The organism is Streptomonospora mangrovi (genome assembly GCF_027604915.1).
Taxonomy (GTDB): Bacteria; Actinomycetota; Actinomycetes; order Streptosporangiales; family Streptosporangiaceae; genus Streptomonospora; species Streptomonospora mangrovi.
Genome location: NZ_JAJAQC010000035.1, coordinates 36,557 through 59,948, shown reverse-complemented (window position 1 = coordinate 59,948; position 23,392 = coordinate 36,557). Strand labels below are relative to the sequence as shown.

Below are 23,392 nucleotides of genomic sequence, written 5' to 3'. Positions count from 1 at the left end.
CCCGAGCCGCCCGGCGCCGCGCCCGCCGGCTCACCCCGGCCGGCGCCCGCCCAGCCGGCGGGTGAGTTCGGCGGCGGCCTCGCGGGCGCTGCCCGCCAGCGCGGCGGTCGGCAGCGGGCGCTCGCCGGCGGGCACGGTCAGGCTGATCGCCGCCGCCGGGGCGCCGTTGTGGTCGAAGGCCGCCGCCGCCACCGACGAGAACCCCTCGCTGACCTGGCCCTCCTCAACGGAGAACCCCGCGCGGCGCTCCCGCGCCAGCGTCTCCCGCAGCTCACCGGGGGTGCGCGGGCCTCGCCCGGTGCGGTCCACGAACCTCCCGGCGTCGGGGTAGAGCGCCCGCACCTGGGCGCGCGGCAGGTGGGCCAGCAGCGCCCGGCCCGATGCGGTCAGGTGCGCCGGAAGCCGCACGCCCACGCCGGTGACCAGCGCGGGCGTGTGCGGCGGGTGCTCCTTGAGCAGGTACAGGGTGTCGGCGCCGTGCAGCACCCCCAGGTGCGCGGTGGCGCCGGTCTCCTCGACCAGGTGGCGCAGCAGCGGGCGGGCCAGCCGCTCCAGGGGGTCGTGGCGCAGGAACGCCGACCCGATCTCGAAGGCCGCCACCCCCAGCCCCCACCGGTGCTCCTCGGGCAGGTGGACGACGAACCCCTCCTCGGCCATGGCCTCCAGGAGCTGGTAGACGCTGGAGCGGGGGAGTTCCAGCTCCGAGGCGATGGCCGTGGCCGAGACCGGGCCCGGCCGGGTGGCCAGGTAGCGCAGCAGCCGCAGGGCGCGCGTGGCTGCTGGAACATGGCTCATACCGCGATTGTGGCATGCCCGGTATCGGCTCTCAGGTTCCGCAGGGGCGGCCCGCGCCCGGCACGCGCAGGGACCGCACCTGGAGCCGCCCGCAGGCGCAGCGGGTGTAGAGGAGCATCCCGGTCGAGGTCATGTGGCGCGACACCACCTGGTAGACGTCGGCCTGCGGCCATCCGCAGTCGGGGCAGCGGGCTTCGCGTTCGGCGTGTGCTTCCATGCCTCCCAGTCTCGGGTGCCCCATCCGTTCATGTCCATCGCAGGTTTACGCACACAACCGTGTAGCCTCAACTTCATGTTCGACTTGCGACGGCTGCGGGTGCTGCGCGCGGTCCACCACCACGGCACGGTCACCGGCGCGGCCGAGGCGCTGCACCTGAGCCCCTCGGCCGTCTCCCAGCAGATCCGCCAGCTCGCCAAGGAGTTGGGGGTGGCGCTGCTGGAGCCCGAGGGTCGCCGGGTGCGGCTGACCTCGGCGGCCGTGGTGCTGCTGGAGCACGCCGACGCGCTGAGCACCCGCTGGGAGCAGGCGCTGGCCGACCTCGCCGTGCACGCCGACGGCGATACCGGCCCGCTGCGCATGTCCGGCTTCGCCACCGGTATCACCGTGCTGCTGGCCCCCGCCGCGGCGCGGCTGCGCCGCGCCCACCCCCAGTTGTCGGTGTCCGTCACCCAGGCCGAGACCGGTGCCTGCTTCGACCAGTTGCTGGCCGGCTCCGCCGACCTCGCGGTGTTCGTGCCCGACCCCACCGTGGTGGCCGCCGAGGACTCCCGGTTCGACCAGCGGGTCCTCATCGAGGAGCCGCACGACCTGCTGGTGCCCGCCGGCCACCCGCTGGCCGCCCGGCGCAGCGTCGCCCTGGCCGAGGCCGCGCGCGAGGACTGGGTGATCCCCGACGGCACCTGCGGCCACCACCGGCTCATCCAGGTGGCGTGCGCCTCCGCCGGGTTCACCGCCCGCATCGCCCACGAGGCCACGGAGTGGAGCGCGGCCACCGCGCTGGTCGCCCACGGGCTGGGGGTCACCCTGGTGCCGCGCATGCTGCCCGTGGCCACCGCGCGCCCGGTGGTGCGGGTGCCGCTGCACGGCGCCTCCACGCCGTCCCGCTCCATCCTCACCTGCGTGCGCGCCGGCAGCGCCGGGCACCCCGCCATCGCGCGGGGGATCGCGGCCCTGCGCGAGGTGGCCGCCGAGGCCGTGGCGCCCCCGCGCGGAGCGGTCGAGCCCGCGGTCGCCTGAGCCCCGACCGCCGCATCCGAAATCCCAGACACTTCGGCGGTGTCGGGGCTCGCGCCCGCGCCCCCGGGCGCGTGCAATAGGGGTATGCCCACCCCGATCGACATCGGCCCCCGCGGCCTGACCGCCGAGGCGGTCGTGGCCGTGGCCCGCCGCGGCGCCCCCGTGCGCCTGAGCGCCGAGGCCCGCGCGGCCCTGGCCGAGGGCCGCAAGCGCGTCGAGGCCCTCGCCGCCGACACCGCCCCCGCCTACGGTGTCAGCACCGGCTTCGGCGCGCTGGCCACCCGCCACATCGCCCCCGAGTTGCGCGCCCGCCTCCAGACCTCGCTCATCCGCTCCCACGCCGCCGGCGCCGGCGAGGAGGTGGAGCGCGAGGTGGTGCGGGCGCTGATGGCGCTGCGGCTGCGCACCCTGGCCAGCGGCGCCACCGGGGTGCGGCCGGGCACCGCCGATGCCCTGGCCGGGCTGCTCAACGCCCACATCACCCCCGTGGTCCACGAGTACGGCAGCCTCGGCTGCTCCGGCGACCTCGCGCCGCTGGCGCACGTGGCGCTGGCCCTCACCGGTGAGGGGCCGGTGCGCGACGCCGCCGGGGAGCTGCGGCCGGCAGCCGACGCGCTGGCGGCCGCCGGGCTGGCGCCGGTCCGGCTCGCCGCCAAGGAGGGGCTGGCGCTCATCAACGGCACCGACGGCATGCTCGGCATGCTGCTGCTGGCGCTGGAGGACCTGGCCGAGCTGCTGCGGGTCGCCGACATCACCGCCGCCATGAGCGTGGAGGCGCTGCTGGGCACCGACCGGGTCTTCGCCGCCGACCTCCAGGCGCTGCGCCCCCACCCCGGCCAGGCCGCCGCGGCGGCCAACATGCGGGCGCTGCTGGCCGGCTCCCCGATCGTGGCCTCCCACCGCGGCCCCGACTGCACCCGCGTGCAGGACGCCTACTCGCTGCGCTGCGCGCCCCAGGTCGCCGGCGCCGCCCGCGACACCCTGGACCACGCCCGCGCCGTGGCCGAGCGCGAACTCGCCGCCGTCATCGACAACCCGGTGGTGCTGGAGGACGGCCGGGTGGAGTCCAACGGCAACTTCCACGGCGCGCCCGTGGGCTACGTGCTGGACTTCCTGGCCATCGCCGTGGCCGACCTCGCCTCCATCGCCGAGCGCCGCACCGACCGCATGCTCGACGTCGCCCGCTCCCACCTCCTGCCCGCCTTCCTCGCCGACGACCCCGGCGTGGACTCCGGCCACATGATCGCCCAGTACACCCAGGCGGGGATCGTCGCCGAGCTGAAGCGGCTGGCCGCCCCCGCCAGCGTCGACTCCATCCCCAGCTCCGCCATGCAGGAGGACCACGTGTCGCTGGGGTGGTCGGCCGCGCGCAAGCTGCGCCGCGCCCTGGCGGGCCTGCGCTCGGTGCTGGCCGTGGAGCTGCTCACCGCCGCCCGCGCCCTGGACCTGCGCGCCCCCCTCTCCCCGGCGCCCGCCACCGCCGCCGTGCGCGCCGCCGTGCGCGAGCGCGTGCCCGGACCCGGCCCCGACCGCCACCTCGCCCCCGAGATCTCCGCCGCCGCCGACCTCATCGCCGAAGGCGCCGTCACCGCGGCCGCCCGGACCGTCACCCCGCTGCGCTGACCCGCCACAAGGAGCCGCCATGACCACGCCACCGGGGGCGCGCGCCGTGCGCGCGCCCCGCGGCACCGCCCGCACCGCCAAGGGCTGGGCCCAGGAGGCCGCCCTGCGCATGCTGCACAACAACCTCGACCCCGAGGTGGCCGAGCACCCCGACCAGCTCGTCGTCTACGGCGGCAGCGGCCGCGCCGCCCGCGACTGGGCCAGCTTCGACGCCATCACCCGCGAACTGCGCGAGCTGGCCGACGACGAGACCCTGCTGGTGCAGTCGGGGCGGCCGGTGGGCGTGCTGCGCACCCACGAGTGGGCGCCGCGCGTGCTCATCGCCAACGCCAACCTCGTCGGCGACTGGGCGACCTGGCCGGAGTTCCGCCGCCTGGAGGCGCTGGGGCTGACCATGTACGGGCAGATGACCGCCGGGTCCTGGATCTACATCGGCACCCAGGGGATCCTCCAGGGCACCTACGAGACCTTCGGCGCCGTGGCCGCCAAGCGGTTCGGCGGCACCCTGGCCGGCACCATCACCCTCACCGCCGGGCTGGGCGGCATGGGCGGCGCCCAGCCGCTGGCCGTCACCATGAACGACGGCGTGGCGATCGTGGTGGAGTGCGACCCCTCGCGGATCGAGCGCCGCATCGCCCACCGCTACCTCGACACCCGCGCCGAAAGCCTCGACGAGGCGCTGGCGCTGGCCGAGCGCGCCCGCGACGAGCGCCGCCCCCTGTCCGTCGGGGTGCTGGGCAACGCCGCCGACGTGCTGCCCGAACTGCTGCGGCGCGGCGCGCCCGTCGACATCGTCACCGACCAGACCTCCGCCCACGACCCGCTGGCCTACCTGCCCAGCGGCGTGGACGTCGCCGACTGGGCCGACTACGCCGCCGCCCGCCCCGAGGAGTTCGCCCGGCGCGCCCGGGAGTCCATGGCCGCCCACGTGGCCGCCATGGTCGGGTTCGCCGACGCCGGCGCCGAGGTGTTCGACTACGGCAACTCCATCCGCGGCGAGGCGCGGGCGGCCGGCTACGACCGGGCGTTCGACTTCCCCGGGTTCGTGCCCGCCTACATCCGCCCGCTGTTCTGCGAGGGCAAGGGGCCGTTCCGGTGGGCGGCGCTGTCGGGCGACCCCGCCGACATCGCCCGCACCGACCGGGCGGTGCTGGAGCTGTTCCCCGACAACGCCCACCTGACCCGGTGGATCACCATGGCCCGCGAACGGGTGGCGTTCCAGGGGCTGCCCGCCCGCATCTGCTGGCTGGGCCAGGGCGAGCGCGCGGCGGCCGGGCAGCGGTTCAACGACCTGGTGGCCGCCGGCGAGATCAGCGCGCCGCTGGCCATCGGCCGCGACCACCTCGACACCGGGTCGGTCGCCTCGCCCTACCGCGAGACCGAGGCGATGCGCGACGGCTCCGACGCCATCGCTGACTGGCCGCTGCTCAACGCCCTGGTCAACACCGCCTCGGGCGCCTCGTGGGTGTCCGTCCACCACGGCGGCGGGGTCGGCATGGGCCGGTCGCTGCACGCCGGGCAGGTCAGCGTCGCCGACGGCACCCCGCTGGCGGCGGCCAAACTGGAGCGGGTGCTGGCAAACGACCCGGCCACCGGTGTCATCCGGCACGCCGACGCGGGGTACGCCCAGGCCGAGGAGGTCGCCCACCGCCACGGCATCCACCTGCCCATGGGCGGCGGCGGCCACGCCGCCGGCTAGCCCGGCCGGCCGCACGCGCGGCCACCGCCCGCGGCACCGCCGCGGGTCACCACCCACCACGAGGGGGCGCGGCAGATGAGCGAGGTCTTCGACCGGCTGTGGGAGGGGCTGGCCCCGCTGGGGCGCCACCGCACCACCGGGGGCTACCGCAGGTTCTCCTGGGGGCCGGCCGACACCGAGGTGCGCGCGTGGTTCACCGAGGCCGCCCGCGCCCGCGGTCTGGACGTCCGCACCGACCGCAACGGCAACCTGTGGGCGTGGTGGGGCGGACCCGGAGCCGAGGCCGTGGTCACCGGCTCCCACCTGGACTCCGTGCCCGACGGCGGCGCCTACGACGGCCCGCTGGGCGTGGTCAGCGCCCTGGCGGCGGTGGAGGAGCTGCGCCGGCGCGGCCTGCGCCCGCGCCGGCCCCTGGCCGTCACCGTGTTCGTGGAGGAGGAGGGTGCCCGGTTCGGGGTGCCGTGCCTGGGCACCCGGCTGCTGACCGGCGCCATCACCCCCGAGCGGGCCGCCGGCCTGACCGACGCCGAGGGCACCACCTGGGCGGCGGCCATGGCCGGTGCCGGGCTGGACCCCGAGCGCATCGGCGCCGACCCCGACCTGCTCGGCCTGGTCGGGGTGTTCGTGGAGCTGCACGTGGAGCAGGGCCGGGCGCTGGCCCGCACCGAGTCGCCCGTGGGCGTGGCCTCGGCGGTGTGGCCGCACGGGCGCTGGCGGCTGGACTTCACCGGCCAGGCCGACCACGCCGGCACCACCCGGCTGGCCGACCGCAACGACCCCGTGCTGCCCTTCGCCGAGACCGTGCTGGCCGCCCGCGCCGCCGCCCACGCCAACGACGCCCTGGCCACCATCGGCAAGGTGCAGGTGGCGCCCAACGGCACCAACGCCATCCCCTCGCGGGTGCGCGCCTGGCTGGACGCGCGGGCGCCCTCGGAGGCCGCGCTGCGCGCCGTGGTCGCCCACGTCGACGCGGCCGCCCGGCGCAGCGCCGCCGACCACGGGGTCATGCTGGCCACCTACCTGGAGTCCAACTCGCCGGTGGTGCACTTCGACCGCGCCCTGCGCGACCGCATCGCGGTGCTGGCGGGAGGGGAGGCCGGCCCGGCGCCGGTGCTGCCCACCGGGGCCGGGCACGACGCCGCCGTGCTGGCGAGCGCGGTGCCCACCGCGATGCTGTTCGTGCGCAACCCCACCGGGCTCTCCCACGCCCCCGACGAGTACGTGGAGCCCGCCGACCGCCACGCCGGGGTCGCCGCGCTGGCCGACGTCCTGGCCGAACTCGCCGAGGCCGCCCCGGCGGAGCCGGCGTGAGCGCGCCCGCGCGGCCCGCCCGCCACTGGTGCGCGTGGGCGCTGCCCGATGCCCGCCCGGGCGGCGCCGCGGTGCCGGGCCTGCTGGTCGAGACCGCCGGCGGGGTGATCACCGCCGTGTCCACCGCCGCCGCCCCGCCGCCCGACGCCGAGCGGCTGGAGGGCCTGGTCCTGCCCGGCCTGGCCAACGCCCACTCCCACGCCTTCCACCGGGCGCTGCGCGGGCGCACGGGCGAGGCCGGCGGCAGCTTCTGGACCTGGCGCGAGGCCATGTACCGGATGGCCGCGCGGCTGGACCCCGACTCCTACCACCGGCTGGCCCGCGCGGTCTACGCCGAGATGGCCCTGGCCGGCGTCACCTGCGTCGGGGAGTTCCACTACCTGCACCACGACCCCGCCGGGCGGCGCTACGCCGACCCCAACGCCATGGGGCAGGCGCTGGTGGCGGCCGCCGCCGACGCCGGGATACGCATCACCCTGCTGGACACCTGCTACCTGGCCGGCGGGCTGGACGGCGCGGCCGGGCACACCCCGCTGCGCGGCCCCCAGATCCGCTTCGGCGACACCGACGCCGACACCTGGGCCGCGCGGGTGGCCGCGTTCGCCCCCGCCGGCGGCCACGCCCGCGTCGGCGCGGCCGTCCACTCGGTGCGGGCGGTCCCGCGCGACCAGATCGCCCGCATCACCGAGATCGGCGCCCAGGCGCGCTGGCCGGCGGTGCACGTCCACCTCTCCGAACAGCCCGCCGAGAACGCCGCCTGCCGCGCCGCCCACGGCGTGACCCCCGCCCGGCTCCTGGCCGACACCGGATTCCTGGAGCGGCTGCGCCCCACCCTCGTGCACGCCACCCACCTCACCCCCGAGGACGCCGCCCTGGTGCGCGAGGCCGCCGCGCGGGTGTGCCTGTGCCCCACCACCGAGCGCGACCTCGCCGACGGGCTGTGCGACCTGGCCGCGCTGCGCGGCACCGACCTCGCCCTGGGCAGCGACGGCCACTCCTCGATCGACCTGTTCGAGGAGGCGCGCGGCGCCGAGATGCACGAGCGGCTGCGCACCGGCCGCCGCGGCACCCTGGCGGCGGCCGACCTGCTCACCGCCCTGCACGCCCACGGGCACGCCGCCCTGGGCTGGGGCGGCACCGCAGGAGAGAGCGCGGCGGCGGGGGAGGGCGGCGCCGAGGCCGGGCGGATCGCCCCGGGCGCCCGCGCCGACCTGGTCGTGCTGGGCCTGGACGGGGTGCGGCTGGCCGGGTTCGACCCCGCCCGCGCCGCCGACGCCGCCGTCTTCGCCGCGACGGCCGCCGACGTGCGCCACGTCATGGCCGACGGCCGCTGGATCGTGCGCGACGGCGTGCACACGCTGATCCCCGACGCCGCCGCCCGCCTGGACGCCGCGATCCGCGAGGCCGCGGCGTGAGCACCGCGCCGGCGCCCGCCGGCCCGTCCTGGGAAGGGAGGCAGGCGCCCGGCGCCCGCGCGGGCGGCCCGGCGCCGCAACGCCCATGACCGCACACCCGACCGGCTCCGGCGCCTCCGGCTCGCCGACCGCGCCGGGCGAGCCCGCCGCGGGCTCGCTCCTGGTGGACGGCATCGGCACCCTGGTCACCAACGACCCCGGCCTGGGCGACGGCGCGCTGGGCGAGATCGCCGACGCCGCCCTGGTGGTCGAGGACGGCCGGGTGGCCTGGGCGGGGCCGCGCACCCGGGCGCCCGCCGCCGACACCCGCGTCGACGCGGCCGGGCGGTGCGTCATGCCCGGCTTCGTCGACAGCCACTCCCACATCGTCTTCGCCGGCGACCGCAGCCGCGAGTTCGAGGCCCGCATGAGCGGCCGCCCCTACGAGGCGGGCGGGATCCGCACCACCGTGGCGGCCGTCCGCGCGGCCGCCGACGCCGAACTGGCCGCCACCGCCGCCGCCCTGCTGGCGGAGGCGCGGGCGCAGGGCACCACCACCCTGGAGGTGAAGTCGGGCTACGGGCTCAGCGTCGCCGACGAGGAGCGCTGCCTGCGGGTGGCCGCCGCCCTGACCGAGGAGACCACGTTCCTGGGCGCCCACGTGGTTCCGGCGGAGTACGCCGAGGACCCGGCCGGCTACGTCGACCTGGTCACCGGCCCCATGCTCGCGGCGTGCGCGCCGCACGCCCGCTGGATCGACGTGTTCTGCGAGCGCGGCGCGTTCGACGCCGACCAGGCGCGCGCCGTGCTGCGGGCCGGCCGCGCCCGGGGCCTGGGCGTGCGGGTGCACGGCAACCAGCTCGGCCCCGGCCCCGGGGTGCGCGTGGCGGTGGAGGAGGGCGCGGCGTCGGTGGACCACTGCACCCACCTCACCCGCGAGGACGTGGCCGCGCTCGCCGACGCCGCGTCGGACGGGCCCGGAACGGTGGCCACCCTGCTGCCCGGCGTGGACTTCTCGACCCGCCAGCCCTACCCCGACGTCCGCGCCCTGCTGGACGCAGGCGCGGTGGTGGCGCTGGCCGGCGACTGCAACCCCGGCACCTGCTTCACCACGAGCATGGCGTTCTGCGTGGCGCTGGCGGTCCGCGAGATGCGCATGACGCCGGCCGAGGCGCTGTGGGCGGCCACGGCGGGCGGCGCCCGCGCGCTGCGCCGCACCGACGTGGGGCACCTGGGCGTCGGCGCCCGCGCCGACCTGGTGCTGCTGGCCGCGCCCAACCCCGTCTACCTCGCCTACCGGCCCGGTGTGCCCCTGGTCGCGGCGGTGTGGAAGGACGGGGGACTCGTGTCGGGGCGGCCCTGAGGAGGGGGCACAGCGGGGGCACAGGGGGATGCGGGTTGGGGCGCGCGGCGGCGGGGCGGGGTGTCGGCAGGACCTAACGTCCGCGTAGCACGCCCGAAATGTACCCCTCCCATCCTGGAAGGGAGTCGGCGCGCACCCCCGGGAGGCAACGGCGCCTCCCGGGGGACGTGCTCCAGCGACAAGGGGGCGCAATGGCTTTGTGGCGGATCCGCACCGTGGTGGAGGACCGGCCCGGGCAGTTGGCCGGACTGGTCGACGCCATGGCGGCCCAGGGCGGCAACATCGTGGGGCTGTCCATCCACGCCGACGCCGCCGGGGTGGTGGACGAGTTCGTCGTCGACGTCCCCGGAGAGCACTACACGCTGCTGCGCGAGGTCGCGCGGCGCAGCGTGAGCGACAGCGACTCCGTCACGGCGGTCCCCGCCCAGCCGCGCGAGGTCGGCGACGACGTCACCAAGGCCCTGCTGCTCACCGCCCGGCTGCGCAGCGCGCCCAACCGGCTGCCCGAGGCGCTGGGGGAGCTGCTCCAGGCCGAGGACGCCCGCTGGACCAACCTCACGCGCTCGGCCCCGGAGTTCCTGGAGGAGCCCGAGACCACCCTGGTGGTGCCGGTGGGGCCGCTGCGCGGGGTGCGGCTGCGCCGCCCCGACCAGCCGTTCACCTGGACCGAGACCGCCCGCGCCGACGCCCTGGTGCGCTCGGTGCTGCCGCCCACCGGCCCGGCGCCCACCGGTGGGCGCCTGGTCACCGGGCACGGGGTCGAACTGGACGTGCGCCAGGTCGGCGCGGCCGACGCCGAGGCGATCCAGCGGCTGCACCGCCGCTGCTCGGGGGAGACCACGCGGCGGCGCTACTTCTCCAGCGTCCGCCAGTTGACGCCGCGCATGCTCGGGGTGTTCTGCGACCCCGAACTCGGCCTCACCCTTGCCGCCCACCCCGTCGGGGGCGGCGACCCGGTGGCGCTGGCGCACCTGATGTACACGCTGGACCCCGGGGTCGGCGAGATCGCGTTCCTGGTCGAGGACGAGTGGCAGAACAAGGGCGTGGGCACGGCGCTGACCCGCGCGCTCACCGCTGTCGCCGCCGACTGGGGGCTGGCCGAGGTCCGCGCCGAGACCGTGGCCGGCAACGCCCAGATGCAGCGGATCATGCGCCGCATGGGCGCCACGGTCGGCCCGCCGCGCGACGGCGTGGTGCAGGCCCGCCTGCCGGTGGCGGGCGCGCTGCCCGCCCGGCGCATGGGCCGGCTGGCGGGGCTGATGACCGAGCCGGGTGCCGCCGGCACCTGACGCCGCCTACCTGAGATGCGCTTGAAGCGCCGGAAGAGCCCGAAGAGCCCGCAAGAGCCCTCCTGAAAGGCGGCGGGGGAGACTGGTGAAATGGGGCGCTGGTCTCCCCCGCTTACGCCGTTCGCGCCGCTCGCGCGGCTCACGCCGTGGACGTCCCGCCCGGGGGCGCGGGACGCGGGCGCCGACGCGGTCCGGGCGGCGCGCTGGGGACGCCGGGAGCGCCGGTCAGGACTCGTCGGAGCCCTCGGCGTCGCCGCTGTCGGAGGCGGCCTTGGCGTCGGCGGTGTCGGCCTTCTTGGTGGTGGCGCGGCGCTTCTTCACGGGCCGGGAGTAGTCGACCAGCGGCTCGTAGCGGGTCTCGTGCTCCTTGCGGCACTCGTCGCAGGCGTCGACCTCGCGGACCGTGCCCTCCCAGGCGAACTGGATGACGTCGGTCGCCTCGACCTTCTCCTCGCGGAGGGCGTGCGGATCGCAGTACTTGCGCGTGAAGACCTCAGTGACCACGGCGGTGCGTCCCTTCGGTAGTGGGTGCGGGTTCCTACCGAATCATACACGTGTACGAACGTCGGGATCGGGGCTTCGCGAACTTCCCACCCGACACGGCGGACGCACCAGAGCCTAGCGGAGCGCGGCATCGGTGGTGATCACGCGCGTTGCCGGTCGCGCGCCGAGCCGTACGCCGAGCGGCCGGGGGGCGGGGGCGGCCCGCCGGTGGCGGGCCGCCCCCGAAGGGAGGGGGAGCCGCATGCGCCCGGTCGGCCGCCGGGGCGGCCCGGGCCGGGGCGGCGGTTACGCCCGGGCGGCCGGGTTGCGGATGCTCTCGTAGATGCGGGCGAAGCCCTCCTCCCCGTGGCCCGCGTCGATCTGGCGCCGGATCAGGTTCTGCACCATGGCCACGACCTCGGTGCTGATGCCCTGGGCGGCGCTGGCGTCCACCATGTCGCCCAGATCGGAGAACAGCAGGCTCTGCTGGCCCGGCACGGTGTAGTCGCCGCCGTCGATGACCTCGCCGAGGCCGTCGAAGGCGGCGGTCATGGCCGCCTGCCACGGCGCGGCCATGGCGGCGAACTCGCGCGCCTTCATCCCGGACGGGGCCACCATGGCGGCGCCGTGCGCGAACCCGGCGAACATGACGTACATCCCGGCCAGCAGCGCCAGGTCGTAGAGCGACGCCAGCCCGGCGTCCGCGCCGTGGTAGGTGCTGGTGCCCCACAGGTCCAGCAGGGCGCGGTGCTCCTCGAAGACGGCGGAGGAGCCGCTGTAGAGGATCGACGCCCCGGGAGTGCCGATCATCGACGGCACGGCCATGATGCCGCCGTCCAGGTAGGCGGCCCCGGCCTCGGCCGCCCAGGCGGCGAGTTCCCGCGCCTGGTCGGGGCTCGTCGTGGTCACGTTGACGACGGTCCGCCCGGCCAGGTCCGCCGCCAGCGGGTCGAGCACCTCGTGGACCGAGGGGTGGTCCAGGAGGCACACGACCACCAGGCCGCTCGCCCGGACCGCGTCCCCGGCCGTGGCCGCCTCCCGCGCGCCCTGCGCGAGGAGGGCGTCGGCCCTGCCGGGCGAGCGGTTCCACACCGTTGTGGGGTGGCCCGCCTTCACCAGCGCCTCGGCCAGCGCGCGTCCCATCTCGCCCAGACCCAGCGCGCTCACCTGGAGGTCGTTCGTGGTTGGCATGTGTCGCTCCGTCCTGCTTGTCGGGGTTCGCCATGATCCTCGCGGCTGCCGGTACGGTTGACCAGTACGGACTTTAAAGTGGGGTACTTACCTTGAGGTAAGTACGGCAGGACTGGTGCGGGCGAGGCTGGGAGGACGAATGGCGGCATCGGAGCGGCGCGGCCCCTACTTCTGCGGGATCGACGCGGCGATGGACGTGGTCAGCGGGAAGTGGAAGTCGCTCATCCTGTGGGAACTGGAGGAGCACGGCACGCGCCGGTTCGCCGAGCTGCGGCGCGGGCTGCCGGGTGTGAGCGAGAAGATGCTGGTCCAGCACCTCCGCGAGATGGAGGAGGACGGCCTGGTGCACCGCGAGGTGTACCGCCAGGTGCCGCCGAAGGTGGAGTACTCCCTGACCGAGCACGGGAAGTCGCTGAACGCCGCCCTGGAGGCGCTGGGCCGGTGGGGAACCGAGCGCATCGCGCGCATCGGCGCCGAGAAGGTGCATGTCACCCAGCAGCCCGCGACCACCCGGGGCTGAGGAGAAGCCAGGCCCGTCGGGGCGGAGGCGGCGACCAGCGTCCCTCGCGGCGGGTGGTCGGCGTGTGCGACGGGGGCGGCGACGGCGGCGGGTGGCCGGGTTCGGCGGTCATCGCATCGCGGGGCGGATGGTGGAGCGGGCAGCGGGGCGGCGGGCGGCTCGGCGGGCGGTGATCGGCTGGTGAGTCGGTGGCCGGGGTGGGCGCCGGGCGGACAAATCGGGCGAGTGGCGCCTGTCATCTCGCATGATGAGACGAAAACGGCCTCTTTCACCACGAGATGCGTCTGCCGTTCGCCGTTTCGGTGGATAGGGCGTGTTCATCGCTCACTGAAACCGGCGTTGCGGACAAAAAGGCGTGGCGGGTGCCCTGGGTGTCTCACTATGTGGCCAATTGGGCGTCTGTGTGGGCGTGTCGGGTGCCACTGGGGTCGCGCTGTGGGGGATGAATAGGGCAAGCTGGGGCAAAGTGCTGTCTTGTATACCGTCGACATGCGAGTTTTGATCGGCCCCCCGGAACGAAGCCACCCCTGGTCAGTCGGAGGTGGGACCGGACCACGCGATCGCCGCGTGGGAGGAGGGCGCCGCCCCCGGCCTTCGTCTCCCGTCGCCACCCCGGCCGTCCGCCATGAGGGCCGCTGGTCGCCGACTCGGACCCCGCCTCGCCTCGGGGCATCGTCGCGCCCTCAGCCCATCGCTGTGAGAACCGCTGGTCGCGACCCTGGCCCCCACCCGCCTTCGCTGCCCCGTCGGCGCCTCAACCATCCGCACTGCTGCCCGATGGGCGCCGCCTCGGACCCGCATCTCGCCTCGGTGCCTCGTCGCCGCCTCGGCCGTCCGCCATGGGAACCGAGACGGTCTACAGCGGGCGGGGCCGCGCCGATCGGGGGGATGGGCACGGCCCTTCAGGCGTGGGCCTCAGTCGAAGATCTCGTCCAGGAAGCTCGCCTGGCGCTTGCGCCGCTCGCCGTAGTAGGGGGTGGGGTCGCGGTACTCGTGGTCGTCGTCGAAGGGGTCGTCGTCGCGGCGCTGGTGGCGGCCGCCGGTGTAGGAGGCGTCGTGGCCGCGGCTCCAGCGGTGCTCGGCCTCCAGCAGCTCCTCCAGCTCGCCGCGGTCCAGGAAGATGCCGCGGCACTTCTCGCACTGGTCGACGGTGACGCCGACGAGCGTGCGGCGGGAGAGGGTGCCGGGGCACTTGGGGCAGTCGAATGCAGTCATGGACGGCTTTTTACCGCAGTGGCGCCCCTGTGCGCATGTGAAAGGGCCTGTGGGGGTGCGGCCGATCCCGGCCGACCCGGCCGCACCCCCACAGGCCCTCGGCTCAACGAGGCGGGTGTCCGCGCCGCGCGTCCGCCATCCCGCCTCCCTGCCTACCGGCCCCTCACTCCACCGTGGTCACGAGTTCCGCCAGGGTGTCCAGCAGGTCGGCGCGGACGTCGTCGTCGTGGACGGCGTCCGCCCAGGCGGCCGGAATGGCCCAGGAGCGGGACCGCAGGTGGGCGTCGAGGAACCGGTCGAGCGCGGCCGCCGGGTTGGTGGCGTAGTGCACCGGGCTGCGCCGCGCCTGGGTGACCAGGGTCCAGGCGGTCCAGCGCAGCCACGCCTGCTCGGGCTCGGGCAGGGACTCGGGGCGGGGGAGTTCGGGGGAGCGGGCGGCCGGGGGCTCGGGGGCGGTCGGCGCGGGGTCGGCCACGGGGTGGTAGGGGGCGCTGCGCGCCCGGCCGCGCGCCCGCTCCAGCAGGTCGAAGTGCTCGGGCAGCCGCTCGGCGAGGCGGCGCAGCACCCCGGTGAGCATGCGGGCCAGCGCCTCGGCGTCGATGCCGCGCAGGGCCTCGGCCAGCCCCGCGCGGCGGAGTTCGTCGGCGGTGCGGGCGCGGGCGGGGTCGACGCCGTCGGCGAGTTCGCGCAGCTTGCGCAGCACGTACTCGGCGGTGGGCACCGACACCAGCGGGCGCTCCCGCACGACCGCCACGGCGCGCCCGGCGCGGTCGGCGACCGGGACCGCGCCGGACTCCTGGGTGAACCCGTGGTCGCCGACCCGCCCGAACACGCTCGCCAGGCCGGATTCGGGGTCGTCGGGCTGCTCGTCGGGGAGGTCGACGGCGGGGTGGCCGAACCCGGCGGCCAGCACCAGCGCGGCCAGGGCCTCCTGCTCGACCACGCTGGGCGCCACCCACGAGGCGACCGACTGCTGGCGGGCCCAGCGGCGCGGGCGCTCGGAGAACGCGCAGCGCAGGGTGCGGCCCGACCACTGCGGGAAGACCAGCCGCAGCCGGGCGAAGGCGCGGTCGGTCTCGGTGTCGCGCAGCGCGAAGCCCAGCCGGCGGACCTGGGCCGACACCGAGGTGCCCGCGGACAGCGACGCGTGGACGTCGGCCATGCGCTTGGCGATCTTGGAGTCGTCGGCCCCGCCGTGTCTGGGGCAGGGGCAGTGCTCGCTCAGCAGCGTGACCGCGGAGTCGAACTGCGCGGCGTGGCGGTCGCACGTCTGAAGGGTCTCGGGCGCGGGCTGGTGCTGGCCGGTGTCGCAGCGGCCGCAGCCGAAGGCGCGGGTCAGGGCGTGCAGGAACGCGGTCGAACCGAAAAGGTCAGTGAACAGGCAGCGCGTGCTCAAGGTCCTTCTACTCCCCGTGGCACGGGGCTGAGGCTCTTCCCCAGCTCCTCCGGGAAAGTGCATAGAAGAAGGACGGTTGTGCCCGGTGACACACCCACGTCGGCTGGTGCCGCAGGGGCACCGCCCTCGTGACGCGCGTGGTCACCTAAGAAATTAGGGCCACACGCGGCGCACCGTCAAGAAGCGCAGGCACGCAAGTGTGTGCCGAACGCGATGCGGTGTTCTGTGTAGTGATGGGCGGCCGGTGCCGCGGACCGCGCCGCCGGGCGGCGGCGCCCCGCGGACCCTCCGCGGTGTGCCGATCGCCTCACCGCGACCGGGCGGCCGGGATCCGGCGCCGCCCCCTCGGAGCGGCCGGGACCCGGCGCCGCCTACCCCGAGCGGCGGCGGTAGCGCTCGGCCAGCTCGGCGAGGTGGGCGGCCAGGTCGGGGGCCGCGACCTCGGGCACCGGCGGCGCGGGCGCCGCGCGGGGGTCCTCGGCCGGTGCGCGCCCGCCCGGGGCGCCCGCCGGATCGGCGCCGTCGGCCGCGCCGCGCCCGGGCGCGGGCTCGGCGAGGTCGGCCTCGAGCCGCGACACCCGCCAGTCGACGTAGGCGTCCAGCCAGTCGCGTGGCCTCGGCCGCGGCGCGCCGCGGTTCGTGGGCTGCGGGTCGGGGTGGTCGTCTGCGCAACTCATGGGCTAGCGGGCTCCGTCCTGGTCCGCCGAGCGGCGTGCTGCCATGGCCCGTCCTCCTGCTCGATCGTGTGCCGACACCTCTCGGACGGCGCCGATGTCCCTGTCCGAGAGCAATGGATGCTCCGGCCCGATCCGGACGCGCCCACGACGGCCGAGGCACATCGGCGAAAAGGGGGAGTGACGATGCCACGACGCTGGACGCTGGTCCTGCGCGACCACGCCGACGCCGCCCGGCCCGTGCGCGCCGTTGACTGTCACGGCCTGTTGAACACCTGGTGGCCCCAGCCCGGCCCCGAACACGGCGCCGCCAAGAAGTGGGCCATGAACGGCTGGCCCCAGCCCCTGGCCGACCGGCTGTGGGTCTGGTCCCTGACCTGGCTCGACGACGAACCGCCCGAGACCGATCCCGCCGACCTGGTCGGCCGGGTCCAGCGCGTCGGCGACCACCTGCTCGAACCGCTCTCGGTCACCGACGTCCACGCACGCGACTACACCGCGATCCTGACCGAACCGCGCAGGGTCGTACACGAGGCCGCCCTGCACACCCTCAGCCCGGTGGTCTCCCTGGCCCGCAACTACGACGGAGAGGACAGCTTCCAGGCGTGGCCCGGCCCGCGGCTGCTGTTCGGCGTGGTGCACCGCACCGCGTCGGGGCAGCTCAGCGGCAGCGGGGCGGTGGGCGCCGTCGCCCGCTTCGCACCGCGCGACCTCGCCGAGCCCTGGCTGCGCCGCATTGACGACGTCACCACGCTGCTGCGCCGCGCCCCCGACGAATCCGCGCCCATCCGCGCCACCGAGCACCCCGGTCCGGCCGGGCGCACCGTGCCCGGGTGGGAGGGCGGCCTGCGGCTGACCCTGCCGCGGGGCACCGACGGTCGGCGCCTGGCCGACTTCGGGGCGCTACTGGAACTCATCGAGCTGACCGGGGTGGGCAAGTACACCGCGCAGGGATTCGGGGCGCTGCGCGTCGACACCCTCACCACCGGCAACGACGTGGCAGCCGGGCGGCGACGGGGTCCCGCCCGAGACCGCCGGCGGCCCCGGCCTCCGCGTCCCACGTACGCGGAGTTTCAGGAACAGGAATTTGACGGGTTGCTGTTCGACTGACCTCGGCCGCCGGGCGCGGGATCCGCAGTGTGCGCAGGTCCGCTCGGCCCGCCTCGCCGGCTCGGGATGTGAGAGGGAAGAATGCGTGTTCCGCTGGTCAACCTGACACCGCACGAGGTGACGATCTTCGACTCCAATGACCGCGTCGTCGTCCGCTGTCCGGCGGCGGCCAAGCCGGTGCGCGTGGCGGTCGACCGCTGCGAGATCGGCCGCATCGGGGGCATCCCCGTGTTCTCCGAGGACTACGGCCGGGCGATGCTGCCCGCGCCGGCGAGCGGGGTCTGGTACATCGTGTCGGCCGCCGTGGCCATGGCCCATCCCGAGCGGACCGACCTGCTGGTGCCGACCGACCTGGTGCGCTCCTCCGACGGCACGATCGTGGGCTGCAAGGCCCTGGGCCGGCGCAGCGCCTGACCCGGTGCCGCCGGACCGGCGCGGCCGGTGCGCGGGCCGCGGAGGCACGGCGGCGGGTGGCGGAGGTGTGGAGCGCGAGGAGTGGACCGATGAGTGGACCCGGCCCGCCGCGGGGCCGGGTGGCGCGCCGGGCGCACGCCCGCGCGGGTGCGGCCCGCGCCGCGACCGGCGACGCGGCAACGGGCGGTTCCGGTCGCGGGGCGGCGAGCGCCCAGGGACCGGAACCGCCCGTGTTGCCACAGCCTCGGCCGCAGCCATTCCGTCTGCCGGATATGGGCTGGGCGAACACGATCGCAGGCGAGCCAGATGTTGGAAAGATTCCGTCTGCCGGGGAGGAACGACCCTGGACGGAGCGCCCATCAACAACTGGCGTTGTTATCCCGTCAACCGGGGATGGACGACGAAGAGGAAGCCAAGGTCGTACTCTGCGCGGTCGCTGTCCCGTCGGCCGGGGCGGGGAGAACTTCCCTGATCGACGCGCGAGACATGCGGTGGGTGGGTCTATCCCGTCTGCCGGGTGTGTCCGCGAGGACCGCGACGTCCGGGACCGCCGGTGCCGTGCCCCGGCGGGGCCGGGGCGGGTTGGGGATGACCGGGGCGGTCCGGGTGCTCGACGTGGTTCCGTGTCCGTCGTGGTGGCACCGCTCCTCCTTCCGGCCGCCGAGGCGGCGGAGGCGCCTGCTGTGGACGGTCCGCACCAGGGGCCGGTGCGGGGCCTAGCGTGTATGTGCGAGGGGATGTGCCTGCATGAGTGGCTTGGTCGTGGTTCGTAGGGGTGATCACCTCCATCGCATGACTTCTCTCGGACACAGGGGTGAAAAGAGTGGTTTCTGGTTGATTGCGGGAATCACTACCGGAAGTGCCGTATCGGCACGCGACAGCGCGAAACGGATCCATGGAGCGGAGACCGGAGCACACCCACGCCCCCCGCGACCCCGGCGGCACCCCCGCCACCCTGGTCGTCCTGGCGGGCACCAGCCCCACGCCCGCGCTGCTGGCGGCGCTGACCTTCACGCCCCGCCGCCTGGTGCTGGTGCACACCACCGACACCGCGCGGCGCGCCGCCCGCATCGTCGCCACGGCCCGCCGGCTGTGCCCCGGCATCGAGGTCGCCCGCCGCTTCGACATCGGTGAGGACGCCTTCGACTTCCACGCCGTCGGGGCGCGCTTCGCCGCGCTCGCGGCCGACCTCCGGCGCGACTGGCGGCTGTGCTACACCGGCGGCACCAAGGTCATGAGCACCCACGCGGTGCTGCGCCACGTCGAGCGCTTCCCCGACCGCCACCGGTGGCGCAGCTACCTCGACGCCACCTCCGAGACCCTGCGCTTCACCGACGGCTCGGTCCACCCCGGCGGCATCGACAGCGGCGCGCTGACCATCGAGGCCCTGGCGGCGGTGCACGGCGTCGACCTGCGCCCCGGCGACCAGGCGGCGGCGCAGGAGGAGTGGCTGCGGCGCGGGCGCGGCGCCGACCTCGGCAGCGGCGACATGGCCGAGGCCCGGGTGCTGGCGCTGTTCCGCCGCCGGCTCGCCGGCGTGCCCGGCGCCGAGGTGCTGGGCAACCGCGTCATGCCCGACCCCCGCGCGCCGCACGCCTCCATCGGCGACTTCGACCTCATCGTGCGCTACCGGCACCGGGTGCTGTGCGTCGAGGTCAAGCGCGACCCCTCCCACATCCTCGACGCCGCGGGCTGGACCCTGACCAAGGCCCAGCGCGCCTTCGGCGGCGCCGCGCGGGTGCTGTTCGTCCACGAGGGCGGCGGCGGCGACTGCTCGGTCGAGCAACTCGCGGCCTACGACCCCCAGCTCAGCACCGCCCCGCTGCACGTGCGCAGCCTGGACGAGCTGGTCCGCGACTTCCCCTCCGCCCAGCACGTCATCGACGGCTTCTTCCCCGCCGCGCCGCCCCGCCCGGCCGCCGCCCCGCCGGCTCCGGTCCCCCGCCACCTCCCCGGCCCCGCCGCGCCGGTTCCGGCCGCATGCCCCGCCGCCCCCCTCCCCGAGGCGCCGGCGCCCCTGTCCGCTGAGGCCGCACCGCCCGCCCCCGGCGCCGGAGGAGCCGCGTCCGCCGCCGAGCCGCCTGCCCCGGGGCGTTCCGCGCGCGGCTCCCTGCCCGCCGAGGCCGCGCCGCGCGCCTCGGCGGTGACCGCCCGCACCACCTCCCGCCCCGCCCGCGACCGCACCCCCGCCCACGGCGTCCCCGGCCTGTCCCGCCCGGCGCGCTGCGCCCCCGCCGCCGACCGCCCCGCACCCGAGCGCCCCCAGCCGCCCCGCGCCGCCCCGCCCGCCGGCGGCGCCCGCCCCGACCCGGGTCCTCCGCAGGCGCGTCCGGCCGACCCCGCCCCCGAAGCAGGGGAGGAGCCCACCGCCGCCGGCCCGGGCCCGGCCGCACAGCCCGGCCAACCCGGCGCCGCCGGCGCCCGCACCGGCCCGCACGCGCCGCCCCCCGGCGCCGGCGCCCCGCCCGGTCGGCGGCCGCTGCTGATCATGGGCCTGGGCGGCAGCCGGCTGTCCGTCCTCGCCGCCGTCCGCGCCTGCCTGCCCGCGCGCGCCGTGCTGCTGTTCACCCGGCAGAGCGAGAAAGAGCTGTCCGCCCTGGACTCCGCCGTGCGCCGCACCCTGTTCGCCGCCGAGGACCCCGCCGCCTTCCGCGCCGTGAACCGGCGCCGCCTCGCCGCCCGCCTGCGGCGTGACGGCTACCCCGACCGCGTGAAGTTCGCCGAGGCCGCCGTCGACGCCGCCGACGTGGCCGACGTCGCCGCCCGCGCCCGCGCCAAGATCGACCAGTACGCCGACGCCGACGCCCCCGTCGTGGCCGACATCACCATCGGCACCAAGGCCATGAGCACCGGCCTGGCCCTGGCCGCCCACGAGCGCGGCGGCTGCATCACCTACGTCTCGCCCCTCACCCGCGAGGTCTACTGCCGCACCCACGGCCCGGTGGGCCGCCACGGCCCGGCCGCCGTGGAGTGGCGGCTGCTGCTGCGCGGCTACCGCTTCCTCACGGGCTCCCTGGCCGAGGCCGTCGCCCCCATCGCCGCCCGCCAGATCGACGTCGCCCTCATCGACGCCGCCGCCGACCAGATCCGCGCGCTGGCGGCCGGCCACGACGTCGCCGCCTGGGTCGACGACACCGTCACCGCCGGCGCGCCCCCGCTGCCCCAGTACTCCGCGCCGCAGCGCCCCACCGTCGTCCTCACCGTGGCCGACCGCGCCCTGGGCCTCAGCGCGCCGCGCCGCACCCGGCTGCGCTACTTCACCTCCGGCGGGGCCCACCTGGAGCAGGACGTCGGCGCCGGCGGCTGGGCGCACGACGTGTTCGCCTCGGCCGCCCTGCTCAACGTCCGCTGCGGCACCGCCGGCACCACCCTGGCGCTGCACCGGCCCGGCGACGGCGACCCACGGCGCGCCCTCGACCTCATCGACTGGTTCTCCTGGTGGCGCGGCACCGGCCACGACGCCGACGACACCGCGCCCCCCGCCGACACCATCACCGCCCACGAGGACACCCGGCGTCCGAGAGTGGTATCCGCGGACCCCGCGACACCGCGCTTCCGCGCCGCCCTGGCCGCCCACCTGTCCGCCCTCCGGCTCTGACCCCGCAGGAGACCCCACATGGCCCCCGCCCGCCCCGCCACCCAGGCCGCCCCGCCTCCGGCGGCGGCCCGGCCGCGCCCGGCCGCCGGCGTGGTCGTCGGTGTCGACCTCGCGGGCATCCAGCGGTTCGTCTACGAGGGCCGGCGGCTGCTCGACGCCATCGGCCGCGCCACCCTGATGGCCGACCTCACCGACCCCGCCGGGCCGCACCTGGCGCCGCTGCTGGCCGACCTCCCGGCCGGCTCGTGCGCGGTGCTGCGCGACGCCGGCGGCGCGCTCTACATCGCCTTCACCGACCCCCGCCGCGCCGCCGACCACGCCCGCGCCTTCACCGGCCGCTACACCCGCCGCCTGCGCGACCTCTCCGACCAGCTCAACCCGGTCGTGGCGCACGTGCCCTACGGCGGCCCCGGATCCGGCCCCGCCACCCAGGCCGAGGCGCTGCGGCTGCTGCCCTCGGCGCTCCAGGCCGCCCGCGCGGTGCCCGCCCCCGGCCACCTGCCCGCGCTCGGGGTGGGCGTCACCGCCGCCTGCGACATCACCGGGCGCCCCGCCGAACTCCTCGACCACACCCGCGACCGCGGCCCGGTCCGCGAACGCGCCGCCCGCGACATCGTCACCGCGCGGGTGCGCGCCCGCCAGTGGCACGACTCCAACACCCGCACCTGGCTGCGCGGCCTGGCGCCCCCGCCCGGCGCCGACCGCCTCGAACTCCCCACCGACGTCGACCACCTCGGCCGCGAGATCGGCGACCTCAGCCGCCTGGCGGTCATCCACCTCGACTTCAACGGGCTGGGCGACCTCCTCAAGCGCTACCACGCCGCCCTCGACTCCGCCGGCGCCGACGTCGTGGCCCACATGCGCACCGTCTCCGCCGACATCGCCCGGCTCACCGAGGGCCTGGCCCAGGCGGTCATCCGGGCCGTGGCCGGCGCCGTCACCACCGACCCCGACACCGGCGAACCCGCCATCCTCGGCCACGGCGCGGGCGGCCGGCTGCGCCCGCACGTGCTGCGCGGCGCGGTCCACGTGCCGGTGCGCCCGGTGGTCGTGGCCGGCGACGACCTCACCGTCATCTGCGACGCCCGCCTGGCCTGGAGCGTCACCCGGTTCGCCCTCGACTGGCTCGACACCGACCCCGCGCTCGTCCCGCCCGGCGACCCCCGCGCCGCCATGGCCGCCCGCGCCGCCGAGCCCCCCTGGACCCGTCGGCTCGGCGCCACCGGCCGCACCACCGGCGTGCCCTCGGCCGGGATCGGCATCGCGGTGCAGCCGGTGGGGGCGCCGCTGTCGGTGGGCTACGACATCTGCGCCGCCCTGTGCGACACCGCCAAGGAGCACCGCAAGGCCGCCGAGCACCGGATGCACGACCACGTGGTGGCGTGGTCCCACGTCTTCGACGACCCCGTCCGGGTGGTGGCCCGGCTGCACGAGGACCGCGCCGGCTCCGGGCGCACCGCCCTGCCCATGCCCGGGGCCGACTTCCGCGCGTTCCTGCGGGCCTACCTCGACCCCGCCGCCCCCGGCAGCCTGCGTTCGGCCCCCATGGCGGGGCAGCGCTCCTGGCTGCTGTCGCGGCTGGCCCCGCTGCTCCAGGACGGCCGCGACCCCGCGCCCGAACTCGACCGCCGCCGCGACATCGGCCTGCCCGTCCGGCTGCCCGAGCCCTTCGACCGCGGCCTCCTGCTCGACGCGATCGGCCTGCTCGACCTCCACCTCGACGTCCCGCTGGCCCACCGCCCGCCACCCCCGCGCGAGGAACCCGCCCGACCATGACCCCACTCCCCACCCCCAGCCCCCGCCCGCCGTCCCGCCGAGCGCCGGCCCGCACCACCGCGCGCGCCGAGCGCGCTGCGAGCGGCGCCCTCGCCGGCGGGCCGACCACGGCCCCGCGTGACGAGCGGCCGCGGAGCACGACGGACACCGGTCGCCGGCACCAATCGGCCGCCCGCCACCCGGGGGTCGCCGCCGGCACCGCGCGCCGGTGGGTCCGCGCCTCGGCGCTCCCGGGGCTTCCCGTGCGCCCGGCGGCCCCGGCGGCCGTGCTCCGTCGCCCGGGTGTACGCGGCCGGGTGGGCTG

At 76.7% G+C, this 23,392-nt stretch carries 19 protein-coding genes; 12 read left to right on the top strand and 7 right to left on the bottom strand.

Annotated features, from left to right (window positions below; genetic code table 11):
• Positions 1-30: 30 nt before the first annotated feature.
• A complete protein-coding gene (locus LG943_RS18935) occupies positions 31-795 on the bottom strand; it encodes an IclR family transcriptional regulator (RefSeq protein WP_270073651.1) in 765 nt (254 codons plus the stop codon).
• A gap of 31 nt (positions 796-826) precedes the next feature.
• Positions 827-1,012, bottom strand: coding sequence for a hypothetical protein (locus LG943_RS18930; RefSeq protein WP_270073650.1), 186 nt, complete (start codon positions 1,010-1,012; stop codon positions 827-829).
• A 75-nt stretch (positions 1,013-1,087) separates the two neighbouring features.
• Here LG943_RS18930 and LG943_RS18925 point away from each other — a divergent pair, with 75 nt between their 5' ends.
• The 7 genes from LG943_RS18925 (at position 1,088) to LG943_RS18895 (ending at position 10,711) form a co-directional block, all read left to right on the top strand.
• Positions 1,088-2,032, top strand: coding sequence for a LysR family transcriptional regulator (locus LG943_RS18925; protein WP_270073649.1), 945 nt, complete (start codon positions 1,088-1,090; stop codon positions 2,030-2,032).
• An 84-nt stretch (positions 2,033-2,116) separates the two neighbouring features.
• Positions 2,117-3,655: a histidine ammonia-lyase gene (gene hutH, locus LG943_RS18920; protein ID WP_270073648.1), complete on the top strand. Its 1,539-nt coding sequence runs from the start codon at positions 2,117-2,119 to the stop codon at positions 3,653-3,655.
• 19 nt (positions 3,656-3,674) lie between these two features.
• Positions 3,675-5,354 (top strand): urocanate hydratase, encoded by a 1,680-nt coding sequence (gene hutU, locus LG943_RS18915; protein ID WP_270073647.1) that lies wholly within the window; start codon positions 3,675-3,677, stop codon positions 5,352-5,354.
• Positions 5,355-5,429: 75 nt separating this feature from the next.
• Positions 5,430-6,665 (top strand): allantoate amidohydrolase, encoded by a 1,236-nt coding sequence (locus tag LG943_RS18910; protein ID WP_270073646.1) that lies wholly within the window; start codon positions 5,430-5,432, stop codon positions 6,663-6,665.
• Positions 6,662-8,080 (top strand): formimidoylglutamate deiminase, encoded by a 1,419-nt coding sequence (locus tag LG943_RS18905; protein WP_408648613.1) that lies wholly within the window; start codon positions 6,662-6,664, stop codon positions 8,078-8,080. Before LG943_RS18910 ends, LG943_RS18905 begins: the two co-directional genes overlap by 4 nt.
• Before the next feature lie 85 nt (positions 8,081-8,165).
• Positions 8,166-9,422: an imidazolonepropionase gene (hutI, locus tag LG943_RS18900; RefSeq protein WP_270073645.1), complete on the top strand. Its 1,257-nt coding sequence runs from the start codon at positions 8,166-8,168 to the stop codon at positions 9,420-9,422.
• Positions 9,423-9,613: 191 nt separating this feature from the next.
• Entirely contained in the window at positions 9,614-10,711 is a 1,098-nt protein-coding gene (locus tag LG943_RS18895; protein WP_270073644.1) for a GNAT family N-acetyltransferase, read from the top strand.
• A 225-nt stretch (positions 10,712-10,936) separates the two neighbouring features.
• Here the strand turns inward: LG943_RS18895 and LG943_RS18890 are convergent, their stop codons facing one another.
• Together LG943_RS18890 and LG943_RS18885 are read right to left on the bottom strand one after the other, a co-directional pair.
• Positions 10,937-11,215 carry a hypothetical protein gene (locus tag LG943_RS18890; protein ID WP_270073643.1) on the bottom strand — a complete coding sequence of 93 codons (279 nt, stop codon included), beginning with the start codon at positions 11,213-11,215 and terminating at the stop codon, positions 10,937-10,939.
• A gap of 285 nt (positions 11,216-11,500) precedes the next feature.
• Positions 11,501-12,385, bottom strand: coding sequence for an NAD(P)-dependent oxidoreductase (locus tag LG943_RS18885; RefSeq protein ID WP_270073642.1), 885 nt, complete (start codon positions 12,383-12,385; stop codon positions 11,501-11,503).
• Positions 12,386-12,524: 139 nt separating this feature from the next.
• On the opposite strand from LG943_RS18885, the gene LG943_RS18880 reads away from it, so the two are divergent.
• Positions 12,525-12,905 carry a winged helix-turn-helix transcriptional regulator gene (locus LG943_RS18880; RefSeq protein WP_270073641.1) on the top strand — a complete coding sequence of 127 codons (381 nt, stop codon included), beginning with the start codon at positions 12,525-12,527 and terminating at the stop codon, positions 12,903-12,905.
• Between the two features lie 915 nt (positions 12,906-13,820).
• Here LG943_RS18880 and LG943_RS18875 read toward each other — a convergent pair.
• The 3 genes from LG943_RS18875 to LG943_RS18865 all read right to left on the bottom strand — a co-directional run bounded on the left by LG943_RS18875 (position 13,821) and on the right by LG943_RS18865 (position 16,193).
• Entirely contained in the window at positions 13,821-14,120 is a 300-nt protein-coding gene (locus LG943_RS18875; RefSeq protein ID WP_270073640.1) for a TFIIB-type zinc ribbon-containing protein, read from the bottom strand.
• Positions 14,121-14,283: 163 nt separating this feature from the next.
• Complete coding sequence (locus tag LG943_RS18870) at positions 14,284-15,516, bottom strand: hypothetical protein (protein WP_270073639.1); 1,233 nt, start codon at positions 15,514-15,516, stop codon at positions 14,284-14,286.
• A gap of 371 nt (positions 15,517-15,887) precedes the next feature.
• The gene (locus LG943_RS18865; RefSeq protein ID WP_270073638.1) at positions 15,888-16,193 is read right to left on the bottom strand and encodes a hypothetical protein; all 306 of its coding nucleotides are present in this window, start codon (positions 16,191-16,193) and stop codon (positions 15,888-15,890) included.
• Positions 16,194-16,376: 183 nt separating this feature from the next.
• Between LG943_RS18865 and LG943_RS18860 the strand changes: the two genes are divergently transcribed.
• The 4 genes from LG943_RS18860 (at position 16,377) to LG943_RS18845 (ending at position 23,088) form a co-directional block, all read left to right on the top strand.
• On the top strand, positions 16,377-17,300 hold the full coding sequence (locus LG943_RS18860; protein WP_179769974.1) for a CRISPR system precrRNA processing endoribonuclease RAMP protein Cas6: 924 nt from the start codon (positions 16,377-16,379) through the stop codon (positions 17,298-17,300).
• Between the two features lie 81 nt (positions 17,301-17,381).
• Positions 17,382-17,714, top strand: a complete 333-nt coding sequence (locus tag LG943_RS18855) for a hypothetical protein (protein ID WP_179769975.1) — start codon at positions 17,382-17,384, stop codon at positions 17,712-17,714.
• 895 nt (positions 17,715-18,609) lie between these two features.
• The gene (locus LG943_RS18850; protein ID WP_270073637.1) at positions 18,610-21,312 is read left to right on the top strand and encodes a hypothetical protein; all 2,703 of its coding nucleotides are present in this window, start codon (positions 18,610-18,612) and stop codon (positions 21,310-21,312) included.
• Between the two features lie 18 nt (positions 21,313-21,330).
• The gene (locus LG943_RS18845) at positions 21,331-23,088 is read left to right on the top strand and encodes a hypothetical protein (RefSeq protein ID WP_270073636.1); all 1,758 of its coding nucleotides are present in this window, start codon (positions 21,331-21,333) and stop codon (positions 23,086-23,088) included.
• The last annotated feature ends 304 nt before the right edge of the window (positions 23,089-23,392 follow it).